Annotated in this window: 14 protein-coding genes; all 14 read right to left on the bottom strand. The window is 65.0% G+C overall.

The window, feature by feature from the left end; translation table 11 throughout:
• Positions 1–8 precede the first annotated feature (8 nt).
• Positions 9–4,685 (bottom strand): DUF4157 domain-containing protein, encoded by a 4,677-nt coding sequence (locus tag JWQ90_RS15200; RefSeq protein WP_299695691.1) that lies wholly within the window; start codon positions 4,683–4,685, stop codon positions 9–11.
• Positions 4,682–5,326: a hypothetical protein gene (locus JWQ90_RS15195; protein WP_299695689.1), complete on the bottom strand. Its 645-nt coding sequence runs from the start codon at positions 5,324–5,326 to the stop codon at positions 4,682–4,684. The genes JWQ90_RS15200 and JWQ90_RS15195 overlap by 4 nt, the downstream gene beginning before the upstream one ends.
• On the bottom strand, positions 5,323–5,577 hold the full coding sequence (locus tag JWQ90_RS15190; RefSeq protein WP_299695688.1) for a hypothetical protein: 255 nt from the start codon (positions 5,575–5,577) through the stop codon (positions 5,323–5,325). Before JWQ90_RS15190 ends, JWQ90_RS15195 begins: the two co-directional genes overlap by 4 nt.
• Entirely contained in the window at positions 5,574–7,493 is a 1,920-nt protein-coding gene (locus tag JWQ90_RS15185) for an ATP-binding protein (protein WP_299695687.1), read from the bottom strand. Before JWQ90_RS15185 ends, JWQ90_RS15190 begins: the two co-directional genes overlap by 4 nt.
• Positions 7,490–8,812 carry a DUF4255 domain-containing protein gene (locus JWQ90_RS15180; protein ID WP_299695686.1) on the bottom strand — a complete coding sequence of 441 codons (1,323 nt, stop codon included), beginning with the start codon at positions 8,810–8,812 and terminating at the stop codon, positions 7,490–7,492. Before JWQ90_RS15180 ends, JWQ90_RS15185 begins: the two co-directional genes overlap by 4 nt.
• Entirely contained in the window at positions 8,809–9,468 is a 660-nt protein-coding gene (locus JWQ90_RS15175) for a hypothetical protein (RefSeq protein ID WP_299695684.1), read from the bottom strand. The genes JWQ90_RS15180 and JWQ90_RS15175 overlap by 4 nt, the downstream gene beginning before the upstream one ends.
• The gene (locus tag JWQ90_RS15170) at positions 9,465–10,166 is read right to left on the bottom strand and encodes a hypothetical protein (protein WP_299695683.1); all 702 of its coding nucleotides are present in this window, start codon (positions 10,164–10,166) and stop codon (positions 9,465–9,467) included. Before JWQ90_RS15170 ends, JWQ90_RS15175 begins: the two co-directional genes overlap by 4 nt.
• A gap of 9 nt (positions 10,167–10,175) precedes the next feature.
• Entirely contained in the window at positions 10,176–10,697 is a 522-nt protein-coding gene (locus tag JWQ90_RS15165) for a phage tail protein (RefSeq protein WP_299695682.1), read from the bottom strand.
• 18 nt (positions 10,698–10,715) lie between these two features.
• Positions 10,716–12,266: a phage tail sheath subtilisin-like domain-containing protein gene (locus JWQ90_RS15160; RefSeq protein ID WP_299695681.1), complete on the bottom strand. Its 1,551-nt coding sequence runs from the start codon at positions 12,264–12,266 to the stop codon at positions 10,716–10,718.
• A gap of 41 nt (positions 12,267–12,307) precedes the next feature.
• A complete protein-coding gene (locus tag JWQ90_RS15155) occupies positions 12,308–12,676 on the bottom strand; it encodes a hypothetical protein (RefSeq protein WP_299695680.1) in 369 nt (122 codons plus the stop codon).
• A 16-nt stretch (positions 12,677–12,692) separates the two neighbouring features.
• Positions 12,693–12,974, bottom strand: coding sequence for a hypothetical protein (locus JWQ90_RS15150; protein WP_299695679.1), 282 nt, complete (start codon positions 12,972–12,974; stop codon positions 12,693–12,695).
• A 241-nt stretch (positions 12,975–13,215) separates the two neighbouring features.
• Positions 13,216–14,193, bottom strand: a complete 978-nt coding sequence (locus tag JWQ90_RS15145; protein WP_299695678.1) for a sigma-54 dependent transcriptional regulator — start codon at positions 14,191–14,193, stop codon at positions 13,216–13,218.
• 337 nt (positions 14,194–14,530) lie between these two features.
• Positions 14,531–16,294 (bottom strand): dihydrolipoyllysine-residue acetyltransferase, encoded by a 1,764-nt coding sequence (gene aceF / locus JWQ90_RS15140; RefSeq protein WP_299695677.1) that lies wholly within the window; start codon positions 16,292–16,294, stop codon positions 14,531–14,533.
• A 21-nt stretch (positions 16,295–16,315) separates the two neighbouring features.
• Complete coding sequence (gene aceE / locus JWQ90_RS15135; protein WP_299695676.1) at positions 16,316–18,976, bottom strand: pyruvate dehydrogenase (acetyl-transferring), homodimeric type; 2,661 nt, start codon at positions 18,974–18,976, stop codon at positions 16,316–16,318.
• Between the last annotated feature and the right edge of the window lie 18 nt (positions 18,977–18,994).

Below are 18,994 nucleotides of genomic sequence, written 5' to 3'. Positions count from 1 at the left end.
CCACTGGTTCAGTCCGGTGAAATCGGGTGGGCGTCGCCGAGCACGCGTTTGCCGGGGCCGATTTTTCCGTTCGGTTCCCACGCCCACATCTTTTTCGGGGGACGGACCCTGCCGGTGACCGGGTCGTACTTGACCACCCAGTATTCGTATCCCTCGCGCCGCATCTTGTTGGCGTGGTCGGGACCGACGGTGGTCTCGAGGTTGTCGTCCACCCACTCCGTCTTCTTCTGCCCCGGCGTGGGCTCCGACGTGTCGTACTTCATCTCGGCGACGACGTGCTTGGGTTCATCGGGCGGTGGAGTTTCGTTCTCGAATACGCCGTCGAGTCCCTGATCCTTGGGTTTACCCAGCGCCGGCTCCTTGGACGAGCCCTTGAACTTGTATCCCTTTTCGTTCAAGTCAGCGCGACCCCTCTTCTCGCCATAGACGCCCTTGTCGGCGGTGAGATCCGGGTAGTCGTCGGGACTGATGGCCCGATCGAGGTCCTGCATGCGTTCGAGCTGCTTCTCCTTCGCCTTGAGCGCGTCGGAGTTGCGACCTTCGGCGCGTGCCAGATCATGCTCGGCCTGGTTCAGCTGATTTCGGGCCCTCTCCCTGACGTTGAACTTCGACTTGGTATTCGGATCCCAGGCTTCTCCCGGTTCCGCCTTGTCAAAAGCCTTCTGCTTCCGGGCAACCTCGTCCTTGGCAGCGGCAACGGCGGGTTCATTTTCTTTCATGAATTCGTCGAGCTCGCCGACCCGCTCCATGCGCCGCCCGTATTCCTCCTCCGCGTGCTGGCGGAGCTCCGTATCGTGTTTCGCTGCCGCGGGATCCAGATCCCGCCGGCGCTTGAGGCCGATGCGTTCCGCGGCTTCGGCCTCGATCTCCGCGCGCTTTGCGTCGGCCACTTCTTTTTTTGCCTCCTCGAGCGCAGCCTTGTGCTTCTGCAGTTCGTCGTGAATGTGATCACGCTCGGGCCGCGGACCCAGTTCCTTGTTGATCTGCTCGATTTCCGCGACCTCCCGGTGCACCTTGGCGGCGGTGTCCTCGGCGGCGATTCGGCGGCTGCGCGCCTCACGCACGGCGAGTTCGTCGGCGAGTTCGGCATCGAACTGCGCGGGCCCCACGTCCTGCCGGGCAGCAGCGCCGGCCCCTTCCGGCTCGACGTTCGATACCGCGGTTCCTTTCGTCGGTGCCGGGCCGCCGTGCGCACCGGCTTCGGGATGCGGCATTGCACGCGTGGAACTCATCGTTGTCGCAGGGCGAGTGGCCGGAGCCTGCGCATTTCCGGCACGAGGACCTGCGCCCGGGATCTCGCGTGCCGGTGGCATCTGCGAGACGCCCCCGGCTGGAGGCGAAGCCTCTCCGGCCGGTCCCGGCGTCTCCGGCCGGGGAGTTGCCGCGGGCGGAGATTTTTCCGGTGGCCTGAAGCCGATCGGCCCTTTGGGCGCCGGTGGTGTGGTCTCGGGGGCGGTTGGCTTATTGCGATGATGAAGCCGCGGACTATCTACATTCGTGTCCGGGGTGCCGGTTGCCCCCCGTGCTTTAGCGGGAGACACTTTTTCGTACGGTAGTTCGAAGCCCACCCGCCCCGGCTTGGGCGCGGGCGCTTCACCGGATGTGTCGGGTGTGGGCTGCTGTTTCGGCTGCGGTTCGGGTGCCTTCGTCGAGGTGTCTGACTGGGGCAATTGCTCGTCTGCCTGCGGGAAGGCGGGGCCATCCGGCGCTGGCTCGGGAAACCTCGCGGACGTGTCCGGGCCGGGAATTTCTTCATGCGGCGGTTTGAAGCCTGGGGCATCGGACGGCGGCGCGGGCGGTCTGTCGGTCGCCTCCGCGCCGGGGACACCCTCATGCGGGATGTTCAGATTATCGGGCAGGCCGGGCTTCGGCAGATCTACTGCCATGCCTCCGACTGCCGCGACCGGGGGCTCGAGCGGAATCGGCGGCAGTTTGGGCCGGAAAGGATTCGTGAACAACTTCGGGAAGCGCAGCTTCGCCGACTTGTAAAAGCGGCCCACACCTTCCTTCGCGCCAAAGAGCGCAATAAAGAAATTGCCGATGGCGAATCCCCGCTCGAAGTCCGGCATCTTCTGGTCAGTGAATGAACGGCGAAAGTCAGTCAACCCGGTGACGTCCGCGACCGCTCCGAAAAATGCAGAAGCCGCGCTGTCACCGGCCTTACGGCGTTCCTTGTACGCCTGCACACCGTAGTAGCCCATCGCGAAGCCGCTAACGAAAGCGATGAGACAAACAACGACCAGCGCGGCCTCTGCTCCGAGGATGAATGGCAGCGCGACAACCAGGGCTGCGAACACAAGCACGGCGGCAAGGACCCCAAGAAAGATATCGGCGCCGCGGACAATGCGGTCCCTGACCGGGTGGTCGTACACCCAGGCGGCATGGCGCGCGGCCTTGGGAATTTCCTTTAGCAGCTTCCACTTTTCGTCCGATATCTGGCCCAGTCCCTGGTTGACCGACGTGATGACGTCCTTGCGAGCCTGCTCCAACGGGTCATAGATCGTGTCACGCGTATCGACCACGATCTTGGTGAGCGCTGCCGCCGCGCGGACTATGCCCTCGTGATAGCTCCCGTCGAGATCGGTCAGCGTCGCTGCGAGAAAGTCGTCCGCGTTGCCGCTGAACTCGATCATCTCGAATTCTTTCTGCGCGCCTTCCTCGTTAAGCTGCTGTCGAAAGCTGGCAAATCTCTGCGCGAAGCGCAGCTTGGCGAGCGGGCCAGCCGACGCGAGGGAACTGACCCCCGTGTTGCGCGCGCCGGCGAATATCGCGCGAGTGCCCTCGGCGGCGTCGACCGAAAACTGCACCACTTCGCCGACGAACTGCCTCGCAGCCGCTGGATCGAGCTCTTCCTTCCGGCTCGCGAGCAAACCAACTGCATCGTTCACGACGTCGCCGATGGGTTTCATCGCCGTGGGCGCCGCGCGCAGGATCCGCTTGTCCGCACCGGAGCGGGCCTTGTCGATTTCGGATTTGACCTGCGATTCGAACTCAGCGTTGCGCTTCGTGGCATCGTGCTCGAGCAAGTCCAGGCGTGCGTGCAACGCCGCCCTGACCTTCGTGAGCTTGACGCCCACCTTCATACGCTTCACGTCGATATCGACCCGCGCCGCGGCGAGCTGATCGTCGACACCCTTGAGTACGGGTTGCAGGCCTTCCTTGTATTTTTCCAATGCGTCGTCGCGCTGCTTCCACACCTGGCGGATCAGATTCGACGTGATTTCCGAAAGTGAGGTGGTGATCGGTGGCTCGACCTTGTTCGCGTTTTCGATGAAGTCCATCGCGACTTCGGTGGCCGCATCGCGCTGAACTTCGGCGCGCCCGGCGCTCTGGCTGGTATTCGACCGGATATAGATGATGTCGTAATTGCCTGCGTAGTCGAGCGCTGTCGATCTGAATCCGGTCATGGTCTCCTTGATTCGTGTGCCCTCGTCCTTGTCGAGTTTTTCGAACCTCCTTCCCCACACGTTGAAAACCCCGGCCAACTCGCCGCGGTAGAGATCGAATCCGTCGGTGTAGGCCTGCTTCGCGTTCGCCGCATACTCGCCCGCGCGTTCCTTGCACTGCTTGACCTGCCAGGCCAGCTGCGATTCATGGGCGTCGACCAGCTGATCCACCTGCTTGTGCCGTGTGCCGGCCTTGGCGATCATCGCGTCTTCCGCGTCCTTCGCGTGATCGCCAGCCTTCTTGATCGCGGCATCCGCGCTCCGATCGACGTGCGCCCGCGCGTCCCGGGCATAGGATTCGACCGTCTTGCGCGACTCGCGTGCACCGAACGCCAACGCACGAAACAGCTCTGCAAGATCGACTTTGTCTGCTTCGAAGTTTCCTTCACGCGGCGTGGAATCACCAGTCGTTGCGACCGGATCGGTAAACCGGTCGGTCAGCCGTGGCATCTCGCTTTCACCGGTCTCTGCTGGGCTGACCGCGGGAGCAGTAGCGGACGCGCCTTCCCCGGCGGCTGCGGGACTCGCGAGTGGGTTCACCTGCGGCACCGGCCCTCCATTAATCGGCGGCTGCGCGGCCATGGGCTTGGGTGCAGCGTACGGAACAGATATGTTCGCCGGCGGGGATTGCGAGGGCTGGTCGAAGACGATCGGACCTGGGTCAGGCCTTTCGAGCAGCGGCGGCGAACTCTCGTTGCCGACAGGATCGCGAAGCGGCTTCCGCTGCACCACCCCAGCATTTCCCGCCGCCGCGCCTTTCGATGATTGCTGGACGACGTGTGCGAGCTCGTGCGCGATCAGGTGTCTGCCGGAGTGTGTCGTCGGCGCGAAATGGCCGGTGCCGAAGACGATGTGATTCCCTACGGTGTAGGCCTGTGCATCGATCTGGCGCGCGGAATCTGCCCCGGCTGAATCCGCATGCACGCGCACGTGCGAGAAGTCATGTCCGAGCCTGCGCTCCATGTCCATTCGCAAGCCGCGTTCGAGTGGCGCACCGGGCGTCACCAACGTGCGCTGCACACTTTCCGAGAGAGGCTCATAGTCGCCGGGACCCAGAGTGTTCTGGCTGAGGTGGACGCGACTGACACTCCCGACTTCACTTTCCGACACGGCCAGCGCCTGGTCCGCAGCGCGATCAGCTTCTCTTTCCAGATTGTCCCAGCGAGAGTTGCCGGCGCTCGAATGTTCCGAGTTGGGCGAAAGCGCCGGAGCAACCGACTGCCGGGATGCATGCGTCATGACGTGAGAGCTCCCGCTATGCCCTGCGCCATCAAATGCGGTGGGTCCTTCGCCGGCGCGTTGCTCTCGCGGCGGATGTTCAGCGTTCGAATCTCGCACGCACTGCCGATACCGTCGCCGGGTAAGCGCTGCGCTAGCTGTCGTGCGAGATCGCTTTGCAGCTCCAGCGCCAAGCTGGCCTGGTTGATATGCATGCCCCGCAGTACTACCCGATCGCTCGCTACAGTGATCTGCTTCATACCCATGCGTTGCAGCAGGTAGCTGACCTCGATGTTCGCGTAGCGGTCGTGGCTGTCCCTCACTTCGCTGCGCTTGCCGAACAGCGCATCGGCCGCGTCCTGCCGCGGCGCGGGCTCCAGCGGTGTACCGGCATTCGCAAGGACGCCATCGACGCTATCGGGCACTCCACCGGAGCCTTCAGCGGGCAGCCCGCGATGGCGCTGAATGCTCGTCGGAGCGCGGCCGACATCCGACGGCGCGTAGCCGGACAGAAACCGATCGGCCACCCGGTCCGCTTCCACCTCCAAAGCGTCCTTGCGGGCACCCATATTGAGCTTGGGTCGCAGTAGCACGCTGGCATGCGGCAGGTTCGACGGTGCCTTCGACGGGGGCGCGGGCTTGGCCGATCTGCGGGCGGTCATGCCTTGACTCCTTGCGTAATACTGCCAGCCAGGTGCGATCCGACCTTCGCAGGCGATGCGGATGCGGCGATACGCACGGCGCCGGTCTTGATCACCCCAATGTCGCCTTTCGCCACCAGCTGCCGCATCAGGCCCGGCTCGGCAAACATTCGCGTCAGCTCCTGCTGCAGGCCGGCAGCGAGCGCATGCCGGTCCCGGCGATCGAATCCCTTAAGTACCAGCCGGTCGATGTACAGAACCACGCGCTTCATACCCAGCCTCGGGTTTCGGCGTCGGACAAGGGCCGCTCGCGCTTGGACGCTTCGGCGTGCGTGGCCTGCAGCAGGTGCTTCATGCTCACGGCTTCGTGCGCTTCCGCTGCATTGAACGCGGCGTTGAGCGCGATGTTGCGGATGCTGCCGCCAGCAGCGCTGAGACGTGCGAGTTTGGCGTAGTCGAGCGCGGCGAGCGGCGTTGCGGCGGGGAAGATGCCGCGCCATAGGGTTTCACGTTGCGGTGCATCCGGGAACGGGAACTGCACGACGAAACGCAGACGCCGCTGGAATGCGGTGTCCAGCGCGGTCTTGAGGTTGGTCGTGAGGATCGAGAGGCCGCGGTGGGCTTCCATGCGCTGCAGTAGATAGCTCACCTCGATGTTGGCGTAGCGGTCGTGGCTGTCCTTCACTTCGCTGCGCTTGCCGAACAGAGCGTCGGCCTCGTCGAACAGCAGGATGGCGCCGCTGTCTTCGGCGGCGTCGAAGACGCGGCGCAGGTTCTTTTCGGTTTCGCCGATGTACTTGCTGACCACCGAGGCGAGATCGATGCGATAGAGATCGAGGTGCAGCTCTTTGGCCAGCACTTCGGCGGCCATGGTCTTGCCGGTGCCGCTTTCGCCGGCGAACAGCACGCTGATGCCGAGGCCGCGCGCGCCCTTGCCGGCGAAGCCCCATTGCTCGTAGACGGTGAGACGGTGGCGGACGTGCGCGGCGATCTGCTTGAGCGTGTTTTTCTGCGGCTCGGGCAGCACCAGGTCGTCCCAGCCGGCGGCGGGTTCGATGCGCTGGGCGAGTTCGTTCAGCCGCGTGTGTTCGGAGCTGCGGCAGGCTTGCCATAGCGCATCCGGCGCCATGTCCGCCGTATGGTCGTTCGGCAGTTCCGCAGCGGTCTGCGCGATGGTCCGCGCACTCAGGCGGAATTGCGCGGCGACGCCGTCCAGCGTGCCGTTGAGGCGCGCGGCGCCGGCGCCGAGCGCCTGTGTCCATAGTTGCTTCTGGTCGAGGCGCTCGGGCTTGTTCACGGTGAAATGCAGATCCGAGCGGCGCAGTTTCAGTCGCTCGCGTGTGGCGACGAATGCGACGCCGCCGACGCGTTCGATGAAGCGTCTCGCCGCGGCGCTGATCGCGGCTTCTCCGCATTCGATCAGCAGCGCGCTGTCGAGCAGCGCGGCTTCGCGTTCCCACAGCACGATCAGCGCTTCGGCCTCAAGCAGGTTCGCGGGGATGTCGTCCGTGTTCAGCGCGTGCAATTGCAGCGACCATTGCGCGGCGATGTGCGCGGCGATGTCCTGCTGGGCATGCGGATCATCGCCGCTGAGTTGCAGGATGGGCGAGCGAGCGGCCGGTGCCGCGAGTGCTTGGGTGATGCTGGCGCAAAGTCGCTGGTGGGCCGGCGCCATCAACTGTGCGAGCGGCAGCGGCTGCAGCAGCGGCTGCAGGCGCGGATCGAGGTAGTTGATGCCGGCGAGATAGTGCAGCACGCGCTCGTCGATGCGCAGCCGGGCGGCGGCGATGCTGGCTTCGTCGGCGGGTTCGAGCAGCCGCCAGCGGCGCAGCGGGCGCGCGGGCGTGAGCGCGCTCCAGTGCGGGTCCGCTAGCACGGCCAGCGCGAGGCCGAAGCTGGCGCCGCCGCGAGGGCTGGTTTTTGTGGAGGCGCACAGCGCGGCGAGTTCCGCGTCCATTTCCACGCCGGCGCAAAGCAGCAGCAGATCGCGCTCGAACGCGCTGAGGCCGAAGGCCTGCGCCAGCGTGTCGATGGCCGCCGGCGCGGATAGCGCGGCTTGGGCCGCTTGCAGTCCGGCAAGCGCATCCGCGGCGTCATCACCAGCGAGCTGGCGTTTGAGCCGCGCGAACTCGGCGGCGAGCAGGCGCTGGTTGGCGTCGCTCCAGTCGAGCGGCTGAGGCGCGTTCACGCCTGCACCTCGATTCTGGGGCCGATGAAGCTCGGCACTTCGCCGACCGTGCGTTTGACCAGCAGGCTGTCGATGCCGTCCACACGCAGCCGCACCCAATACTCGCCCACCGGCAACTTCGCGAACGTGAAGCTCGGCGTGGTCGTCGCGGTAGTGAAGCTGTCCGCGACGACTTCGTACCCGCCGAGTATCAGCGATACGCGCTGTTCGGGCCGAACCGGCGGCGTGCAGGTCGGCGTCAGTGTGAGATTGCCGGCGGCGTCGAGGTGGATCGGCGAAGCAAGGCCGCCGGTTATTTTTGGTGCGACGACGAGCGCCGCCGCATTGGTGGTACGCGCCTGGAGTTCGCCGACCTTCAACAGCTTCAGTGTGGCGGCGTAGGTACCGGCCGGGATGTTGTTTGGATCGTTTAGATCGAACGGTACCGACAACGCTGAAGCGGGATCGGCCTCGGGCCCCAGTTCGCGTTCGACGCCGAGTTTTGCATTGGACAGCAGCAGCCGGTATTGCCCGGCGCTTCCATCGAGGTTGTGGCCGGACACGATCAGCCTGTCGCCCATTTCCGCGGCGATTTGCGCGGTGTCGGGAGCTATGGATTCGATGTACGGATACGGCGGCAGCAGATCCGGCTGCACCTTGATGCCCGCTTCGCGATGAGTGACGGCATCGACCTTGCCGCGCGACAGCACCGGCAGCGGCGAGCGCGCCGGCTGCGTCGCCTGGATCAGCACCACCGATACCTGGTACGCGGCGCTGGGCCGGTAGCGGCTCTGCATCGCTGTCCACAGCTTGGAGAGTTCTTCGGTGTTGAGGTATTCCGGCGTGATGCGGATCTGTTCGATCTGCTGGTCCAGCCCGGAGTCGGCGAGCGCGCGCAGCGCGGGTGGCAGGTCGAGGCCAACGTCCGGCGACGGAACCAGTGCGGTGCGAATCGCGGTGCGCGTCAGTACCGGCGTCTCGTGCATCAGCTGCATCGCGTAGCCGAGCAGGATGTCGCCGTGCAGGTCGCCGCCGGAATAGGCGCTCAGCAGGTAGTGCAGATTCAAGGCCAGCGGCGGATTGCTGAGCCGGGTCTGACCGGCGGTATCGCGCGATGGCAGGCCCTCGTTGCACCAGCCGGTGTTGAGCGTGACTTTGTGCAGGAACAGATTGAGCTGCGAGGTTTCCGATCCGCTCGCCGACACCACCTGGTCGGGCGGCAGCGCACTGACCGTGACGGTGGTACCGAGAATGCCGCTGACGTTGCCATTGACGACGCCGTCGTTGAGCTTGTCGCGCAACACCGCGGTGACGCCGGCGATGGCGAGCGCGCTGCTCACCCACGCCCCGGCTGCCGCTTGGCCAGATAGTCGTCGAGCGACATCAGTTTTTTCGCCGGCTTGGCGGCGGGTGCCCGACGCGGCGGCGGCGCTTCGTGGACCGCGGTGATTTCGATGCGGCCGATCGTGACGTGGACCTCGTGCGCCTCGCTGTCCGCCGGTGGCCGGCTCGCGAATGCAACTGCCGCCGAAGGCGTGAAGCGCGTTTGTGGCGGAAGCAGTGGCGGCGGTGGGGGCCGGCGCTCGGATACAACAGCGCTGGCGGCATCCGCTGTGTCGACGAACGACGCATGCCGCTGCGGCGAAGCTTCCGCCTCGCGGCGCAGCTCTGGGGATCGGGGCCTGTCGATCAGCGGTGGCGGTAGCTCGATTGGCGGATCTTTGTCGAAAGAATCGAGGTGAGCGCGCGCGCGGGCGACGTGTGGCGCCGAAGTGAAGAAAGGACCATCGGCTTGCAGCGGGCCGGCAGCAATAGTTTGTCTTTCAGTCGAAAACGGGTGCGGCATTGGCGCGGGTGCGACCTCGTGCGCCACTTCTTCGCTCATCGGATGATTGAGCTGCATCGGCCCAGCGGCATACGGCAACCGAGTTGCGGATCGCACCGGCGCAGCGCTGCCTAGCGCCTGCGCCGAAAGCCTGCGCAGGAAGCCGCTCATGCCGCCACCATGCCCAGATAAGCCGCCCGGCGCTGTTCGCTGAGCGCGAGGATGTCGCGCTCGCACCAGCCGTAGGCGCCGGCCAGCGCATGCACTTCGCCCAGCAGCGCGCGGGCACGGGCATCGACCTCGTCCCAGAGCATCGCGCCGATGTCGAACGGTGCGTTCCAGGCATGTCCGCAAGTCTCGCAAGCCAGCGACAGTTCGATGTCGGCATCCGGGTCTAGCGATTCAAGCCCGGCCTCTACTGTGCCGAGCAGATCACGAAGCGTCGCCGTGTCGGGCCGCGAGACGCAGCAACGTTCGAGCAGATGCAGTGCGGCGGATTCCGCATCCGCGTGGCCCAGCACCGCCGCCAGATCGCGGCTGGTGACGGCGCGGAAGCGCAAGCCGTCGGCTTCGAATTCGGCGGCTGTATCGGGCGCTGCGGCCTCGGACAGAAACGCATCGGTGCGCAACGCCAGTTCCATGCGGTCGCCGCAATCCGGGCAGTCGGCATGGGCGACGATGCGCGGCCCGAAGCTGTGCTGACGCAGCCGCAGCAAGGCCTGGTTGCGCTGCCCTAGCGGCCGGTCGGCGAGCTGGTCTGCCGGCAACTCCGGGCAGGCGGCAGCGAACAGCAGCAACGCGCGGTCGAGCGCATGGCGCGTCTGGCCTTGCTCCCATATCGCCAGCAGATCCTTTGCGGCAAATCGCATGTTATGAACTCAGGGTTCGCTGTAGCTCGGCTCGGCCGGCTCGGTGACTTCGTAGTCGCGTTCCCAGCCCTCGTTTTCCAGCTTGATGTGCTGGATCGCGATGGCATTGGCATTGGCGTCCAGGTCGGGCAGCGCCTGGTATTCCGAAACCCAGCAGCGGTAGACCTTGTAGGCCAGCGCGAGCTGGCCGGCTTCGTTGTAGACCTCGATGATCAGGTCCTTGCGGAAGTCCTTCAGCGAGACTTCCGAGCCGAGGCCGGAGCCAAAGTTCCAGACCTTGTTGGCCCATCGCTCGAACTCGGTGTCGTGGGTGACACCGCGCTCCAGCGTGATCGCCTCGTACTTGGTTCGGCTCGGTGATTTCCGCGACGTGGACGGATCGCCGCCTTCGCGGTGCTCCACCGGATCGGTACTGCGCTTGAGCGCGCCAACCTTGGAGATGCCCGCGACATAGCGGCCGTCCCATTTCACCCGGAACTTGAAGTTCTTGTAGGGATCGAAGCGCGTCGCGTTGACGGTGAATTGTGCCATTTCGTTGTCCCCGGCTTTTCAGGACTGCGGAGTGATTTGCTGGATCTGGATCACGACGAATTCCGCCGGCTTCAGCGGTGCGAAACCGACAATGATGTTGACGATGCCGTTGTCGATGTCGGTTTGCGTCGTGGTCTCGCTGCTGCATTTGACGAAGTACGCGTCCTTCGGCGTCGAGCCCTGGAACGCGCCCTGGCGGAACAGGGTCTGCAGAAACCCGCCGACGTTGAGACGGATCTGCGACCACAGCGGCTCGTCGTTGGGCTCGAACACTACCCACTGCGTGCCGCGGAACAGGCTCTCCTCGATGTAGAGCGCGAGCCTGCGGATCGGCAGGTATTTCCATTGCGAGGCCAGCGCGTCGGTGCCTGCAAGCGTGCGCGTGCCCCAGACTACGGGCCCGGTCACCGGGAAATTGCGCAGGCAATTCACTGCCATCGGATTGAGCAGGCCGTTGTCGCCGTCGGTGAGATGTGCGGGCGGCGCCACCTGATCGCCGAACGCCAACCCGGAAACACCGGTGAGCGTGGCGTCGATGCCGGCCGGTGCCTTCCACACGCCGCGCTGCGCGTCGGTGCGCGCGATGATGCCGGCGACGACGCCGCCGGGTGCAAAGCTGGCGAGCCGGTTTTCCTGCAGCGGATCGGCAATCAACAGGCGCGGAAAATACAGCGCCGCGCTATCGCTGCGCGTGGTCGCTACCGCGCTCACGTCGGCGTCGGAGAGGGTCGTAGGGTCGGTCCACGTCAGCGGCGCATCCACAATGACCACCGCGCGCCGGCCCTGCGCATAGGCAATCGCCGCAGCCCAGGTCGCCGGAAGAAAATCCGAATCGCGCGTCGGCGGCGGCAGGCATAGCAGGTTGAACAGGTCGGTCTTGTCCAGCAAAGGCAGCCCGGCAGTCACTTCGGCGTCGCCGATCGCGGACCCGTCCGCTCCGGTCGCGGTGACGGAATACGCATTGCCGGCGGCGCTGAACGGATCGGTGCCCGCCGGTGCCGCAACGCTGGACTGCGGACGCGTGAGCACACCGATGCTGGCCACGCGGGCGAGTTGAGACTGCTGCGCGAGTACCGACGTCACGAAACGCGGATCGGCCGTGTCGATCGAGACGTTGCGGAAGGTTTCGGTAGTGCCGGTGCCGGCGTCCTTCAAATAGAGATTGAACAGGCTGATGTCAGTCGGATCCCGGGTCAGCCAGTCGATGCGGGCGAACAGCTTATTGGCCCAAACACCTTGATTCGCCGCAGCGAGAACGAAATTGTTGCCCGGGTCGAGGTCGAGTTGAGCGGTGGCGGCATCGGCAGGCACAACCCGCACGATCACCGCCCGGCTGCCGCCGTTGAGGAAGAACTGCTGCACCGCGTAACCAAGCGTGCTGGTACTCCACAGTCCGCCGTAGACGCGAGTGAAATCGGCGAAGCTCAGGATGGTCGCCGGCTGATCCGTGGGCCCGCGCGGGGCCGAACCGATGAACGCGGCAATGGACGTCGCCACGCCGGTGATCGTGCGCACGCTGCTGGGCAGCTCCTCGATGTAGACGCCGGGATAACTGAGTTGCACTGGCATTGGAAGCCCCTCGATTGATCGATCTGGAGTGCGCGCCGCGCTTAGGCGCTGCGGCCGACGAGAATGTCGATGGTGATGTCGGCAGTGGAGGTATTTTTGAATGTCAGGGTTGCTGCGCCGGCTCCCAGCAGCGACACAGCGCCGAGGCCGGCCAGGAACAGCGTGCCGTCCAGCACGATATCGCTCGTGCCGAAGTTGTAAGTGAGGGTATTGCTCGCCGCAGACGGGTTGATCACCAGCAACTGCACCGAGGTCCAATTGCCGGGCGCGATGTTGACCGCCTGCGTCGCGCCGGCAGCGACGGTGACCTCGAGCTTGTCGTAGGCATCCGCCTGTAGGCTGCCACCTGACGCGATCTGTGGCCCGCCGATGGCGCGTGTCGTTACGTTCCAGCTGATCGATTCCGTCACGAAAGGCTCCTTGGTCTCAAACACCCGCTGCGCTCGAATAAAGCTCGATGCCATCCGCCAGAACGCTGACCCGGATCTGCCGGCGCGCGACCATTTGGTCGAGCGCGGCCTGCAGCTCCATCGCGCTTGCTTTGAAGCCCACGTCGCCCAGCCACCACTGGCGGATTCCGACGGCGCTGTCCGCCGCATTCGGATGCGCCGCGAGATAGCGCAAGACCGCGTTGCTCAGTTCAGCAAGACGTCGTTCCATCACAACCAGCCTCCGGTTTGCGCACCGCAAGCCCAGTTCGACGGGCAAGCCTCGGGCCATCCGGTAGACATGGATAACGAGTTGATAGTTAAGTGTTTATTTTTTCGACATCGAAGCCGTGCGGCGGCGATAACCCACCCTCCGCCAATACCGCGGCCATGCAAATATCAATGCCTTCAAGGCGCAGCCGGGCGGGGCGTGGAGGCCCCAGGGGTGGGTTGATGACGACCCATCCGCGAACACACGAAAGCCGCCACACGCCGTGGCGATTGTCGAATGGGAATGCCGCTTAGCTGCGGAACTGCTGCGTGCCGATGTCGTACTTCTTCAGCAGCTTGCCGAGTGAGCGGCGCTCTTTGCCGGCCAGGCGCGCGGCGGCGCTGACATTGCCGCTGGTCTCTTCGAGCAGATGCACGAGGTAGCGGTGTTCAAACTCGGCGATGGCGAGCGCCTTGGCACTATGGAACGCCGGATAGGACAGACCATCGCCTGGCGCGTGCCCCAAGGACCGCAGCTCAGTGGGCGTTCCGCCATCGACATCACTGCTGCTGAAAACAATCTCGCGCCCATCGGCGAGCAGCACGAAGCGGTGCATCAGGTTTTCCAGCTCGCGCACGTTTCCGGGCCAGTGGTGGGCTTTCATCCAGTGCAGCGTGGCCGGATGCAGAGACTTGCGCGCGAGATTGTACTGCTCGCAAAAACGGGCAATGTAGTGGCGCGCGAGCGTTTCGATATCCTCGGCGCGTTCGCGCAGCGGTGGAATGCGCAACGACAGGATGTCGAGCCGGTACAACAGATCGCCGCGGAACTCGCCGCGGCCGACCAGTTCCTTCAGTGAACGGTTGCTAGCAGCGATGATGCGCGCGTCGCTGACCTGATCACGGTCGTGGCCAACTGGGCGATAGCGGTGATCCTGCAGAAAGCGCAGCAGCGCGACCTGCGCCTTGAGCGACAGCGAATCGACTTCGTCGAGAAACAGCGTGCCGCCGTTGGCCTGGGTAACCACGCCGAACCGCGCCTGCTTGGCATCGGTGAAAGCACCACGAACGTGGCCGAACAGCTCGGACTCGACGAGGTTGTCCGGGATGGCGCCGCAGTTGAGCGGTACGAACGGCTGGTCGCGCCGCGCACTCAGATAGTGGATCGCGCGTGCTGCCAACTCTTTGCCCGAGCCGGTTTCGCCCTCGATCAGCACCGGCGCGATGGCACCCGCGATTCTGCGAACCTGCTCCAGCATCGCGAGGAACCTGGGGGCCGCACCGACCATGTTCGGAAGATCGGGGGCCGCGAGGGCCTGAACCGATACCTCACCCACCGGCAATGCCGCCCAGCCAGAAAAAGCAGCGCTCCCCATTCTCATAAGCATCGCGCCCCCGCAGACTTCCAATGTCTCCGAACCCGATTCTGGCCCCATTTCCTGCTCGATCGCCAGAGCCTGGACCGACATACGGCGACGCTCAATGAGACCTGCGTCAAACTACTTCGACTACTGGCGCAAACTATCGTAGGCAATCACTTGCTGATATGCACGCGCGAGCAATATGTAACAGATGCCTTTGCAAGTGTTTCAAGTTGTACGAGCGCAGCTCGATCCAGCGGATCTTTTACAACGCCAGCCGTCGCAGATCGCCGAGCAGCCTGGTCAGCAGCACGATGAAGCGGGCGCCGAGGGCGCCGTCAATCACCCGGTGGTCGTAGCTCAGCGACAGCGGCAGCATCAGCCGCGGCTGGAAAGCTTTGCCGTCCCAGACCGGTTTCATCACGCCGCGCGACACGCCCAGGATCGCCACTTCGGGTGCGTTGACGATCGGCGTGAAATAGCTGCCGCCGATGCCGCCCAGGCTGGAGATCGAGAAGCAGCCCCCTTTCATTTCGTCGGGCTTGAGCTTGCCGTCGCGCGCCCTCGATGCCAGCTCGGCGCATTCATTGGCGAGCTGCACGATGCCCTTCTTGTCGACGTCGCGCACCACCGGCACGACCAGGCCGTTGGGGGTGTCGGCTGCGAAGCCGATGTGCAGGTATTTCTTCTTGATCAGGCTGGCGCCGTCGGGCGACAGCGAGGTGTTGAAATCGGGATGCGCCTGCATCGCCTTCTCGACCGCCTTCATTACGAAGGGCAGCAGCGTCAGCTTGGTGCCGGTCTCCTCGCTGGCCGACTTGCGGAAGGCTTCAAGCTCGGTGATGTCGGCGTCGTCGGTCTGGGTGACGTGCGGGATGTTGACCCAGGCGCGGTGCAGATGCGTGGCCGACAGCTTGCGGATGCGCGCCAGCGGCGTGGTCTCGATCTCGCCGAATAGGCTGAAATCCACGGCCGGGATCGGCGGGATGCCGCTGCCGCCGCTGGGTGCCGCAGCCACTGCCGCCGGCTGAGCGAGCGTCTGTTTGACGAAACCCTGCACGTCTTCGACGACGATGCGGCCGCGCAGGCCGCTGCCTTTTACTTTCGTCAGATCGACGCCGAGTTCGCGCGCGAACTTGCGCGTGCCGGGGCCGGCGTAGGGGAGTTCGCCGGGTTTGCCGCTTGAGGCTTGCGGGGTTTCTTCGCTGAGCCCTCCCCCGCTTGCGGTGGAGGGTTGGGTGGGGGCGGACGACGGAGCCGCCGTTGCGCTCTTCGCGCCCCCATCCCGGCCTTCCCCCGCTGGCGCAGGGGAAGGTGACGAGGCTGCGGGGGCGGCGCTTTCTTTCGCACCGCTGCTCGAACCCTGCAGCGTGCAAACCACATCGCCCTTGGACACCTTGTCGCCGACCTTGATCCTGAAGCCCTGGACGACGCCGGCGCCGGGGCTCGGCACCTCCATCGTCGCCTTGTCCGTTTCCAGCACCAGCAGCGCCTGTTCGGCGGTGACGGTGTCGCCGTCCTTGACCAGCACCTCGATCACCGGCACGCCCTGGTAGTCGCCGATGTCGGGGATCTTCACTTCAAGGATCTGCCCTCCCCCGCTTGCGGGGGAGGGTTGGGTGGGGGCGGACGGTGGGGCCGCCGTTGCGCTTTTCGCGCCCCCATCCCGCCGTTGGCTTAACTCAGACCGAGAATCCTCGGTCTTCGCCTGGGCCAACGGCTCCCCCGCTGGCGCAGGGGAAGGAGTTTTTGCCGCGGCGGGTTCGACCTTCGGAGCAGCTGCCGCCGCCGCTTCGGTCTCGATCTCGCCGATCAGCGTGCCCTTGGACACCTTGTCGCCGACCTTGATCGACAGGCTCCGGATCACGCCGGCTTCCGGCGCCGGCACCTCCATCGTCGCCTTCTCGGATTCGAGCACGATCAGCGACTGTTCCCTGGTGACGGTATCGCCGACCTTGACCAGCAGCTCGATCACCGGCACATCGCTGCTGTCACCGATATCGGGGACCTTGATTTCAAGCTTCGCCATCGTGCGTCCTTTGAGTTCTTCTTATACGGTCCACGGCGCGGCGCGATTCGGCTTGATGCCGTAGATCTTGATCGCCTGCGTCACGCGTTCCGGCGGTAACAGCTTCTGTTCGGCGAGCGCGCCGAGCGCCTTGACCACGATCCAGCGGCGATCCACTTCGAAGAAGTCGCGCAGCGCCGGGCGATTGTCCGAGCGGCCGAAACCGTCGGTGCCGAGCACGTGATACGGCGCGGCCACGTAGGGGCGGATGCTCTCGGCATAGGCGCGCACCCAGTCGGTCGCCACGATCACCGGGCCGGTCATGCCGCCCAGGCATTCGGCGACATAGCTCTTCTTTTGCGGCTTGGTCGGATTCAGCAGATTCCAGCGCTCGACTTCGCGGCCATCGCGCGACAGCTCGTTGAAGCTCGGCACGCTCCAAACATCGCTGCTGACTCCCCAGTCTTCGCGCAGCAGATCGGCCGCGGCGATGACCTCGCGCATGATCGAGCCCGAGCCCATCAGCTGCACGTGCGTCTTGGCCGGCTTGTCCTCGGCCTTGAACAGGTACATGCCCTTGATGATGCCGCTCTCGACGCCGGCCGGCATCGCCGGGTGCGTGTGGTTCTCGTTGTAGATCGTCAGGTAGTAGTAGTGATCCTGCTGGTCGATGTACATCTCGCGCAGGCCCTGATGCACGATCACCGCGAGCTCGTAGCCGAACGCCGGGTCGTAGCTCTTGCAGTTCGGCACCAGGCCGGCCATCACCAGGCTATGGCCGTCTTCGTGCTGCAGGCCCTCGCCGTTGATCGTCGTGCGGCCGGCGGTCGCGCCGAGCAGGAAGCCGCGCGCGCGCATGTCGCCGGCGGCCCAGCACAGGTCCATCACGCGCTGGAAGCCGAACATCGAGTAGAACGCATAGAACGGCAGCAGGCTGTAGCCGTGGTTCGCATACGCGGTGCCGGCGGCGATGAAGCTCGACATGCTGCCGGCCTCGGTGATGCCTTCCTCCAGGATCTGGCCCTTGATGTCTTCGCGGTAGAACGCGAGCTGGTCGGCGTCTTCGGGCTTGTACTTCTGGCCGACGATGGAATAGATGCCGAGCTGGCGGAACATGCCCTCCATGCCGAAAGTGCGCGCCTCGTCGGGGATGATCGGCACCACGCGCTTGCCGACATTTTTATCACGGATCAGCGCCTGCAGCAGCTGCACGAAGGACATCGTCGTGCTGATCTCGCGCTCGCCGGTGCCGTCGAGCAGGCGCTGGAACGTCGCCAGCGGCGGGATCTCCAGCGCTTCGGGCTTGACCACGCGCGCCGGCAGCGAGCCGCCGAGTTCAGCGCGGCGTGCCTTCAGATACTGGATCTCGGGCGAGTCGTCAGCGGGCTTGTAGAACGGCATCTCCTCGAGCTGCTCGTCCGGCACCGGGATCTTGAAGCGGTCGCGGAATTTGCGCAGCGCGTCGAGGCCGATCTTCTTCTGCTGATGCGTGATGTTCTGGCCTTCGCCGGCCTCGCCCATGCCATAACCCTTAACGGTCTTGGCCAGGATCACCGTCGGCGAACCGGTGTGCTTGATCGCGGCAGCGTAGGCCGCATAGACCTTGTGCGGATCGTGGCCGCCGCGCGGCAGCGCGGCGATCTCCTCGTCGCTGAGCGTCGACACCAGGCGCTCCAGCTCCGGGTACTTACCGAAGAAATGTTCGCGCGTGAATGCACCGCCGCGAGCCTTGTAGCCCTGGTATTCGCCGTCGACGGTTTCGTTCATCGCCTGGATCAGCTTGCCGCTGGCGTCACGCGCCAGCAGCGCGTCCCAGGGCCCGCCCCAAACCAGCTTGATCACGTTCCAGCCGGCACCGCGGAACGTGCCCTCGAGCTCCTGGATGATCTTGCCGTTGCCGCGCACCGGGCCGTCGAGCCGCTGCAGGTTGCAGTTGACGACGAATACCAGGTTGTCGAGCTGCTCGCGATGCGCGATGTCGAGCGCGCCCATGGACTCGGGCTCGTCCATCTCGCCGTCGCCGCAGAAGCACCAGACCTTGCGCTGGCTCATTTCCTTGAGCCCGCGGTGATGCATGTACTTCATCAGCCGCGCCTGGTAGATCGCCATGATCGGCCCCAGGCCCATCGACACCGTGGCGAACTGCCAGAAGTCCGGCATCAGCCAGGGATGCGGGTACGAGGACAGGCCTGGCGACAGCGCCTCCATGCGGAAGCGGCCGAGCTGTTCGGTGCTCAGCCGGCCTTCGAGGTAGGCACGCGCATAAATGCCCGGCGTGCAATGGCCCTGGATGTAGACCAGATCCTGGCCGTCGGGATGCTCGGCGCCTTTCCAGAAATGGTTGAAGCCGACTTCATACAAGGTAGCGGCCGAGGCGTAGGACGCGATGTGTCCGCCGATGCCGTGATGCTCCTTGTTGGCGTTGACTACCAGCGCCATCGCGTTCCAGCGCAGCAAGGATCGGATTTTCCATTCCAGCTCGTGGTTGCCGGGGCTGCGTTCCTCCAGGTTCGGAGGGATCGTGTTGATGTAGGGCGTGTTCGGAGAGAACGGGATGAAGGCGCCGGATAGGCGCGCCTTTTCGGTCAAGGTCTCCAGCAGCTGGTGCGCGCGCTCGGGGCCTTCGCGTTCCAGCACCGCCTGCAGCGCATCGAGCCATTCCTTGGTCTCGGCCGGGTTCTGGTCCATGTCGTTCATCATCATCGGGTTTGCTCCACCTGC

It is taken from the genome of Hydrocarboniphaga sp. (genome assembly GCF_028291725.1).
Lineage (GTDB): Bacteria > Pseudomonadota > Gammaproteobacteria > Nevskiales > Nevskiaceae > Hydrocarboniphaga.
This window is presented reverse-complemented; position numbering and strand designations above follow the sequence as displayed.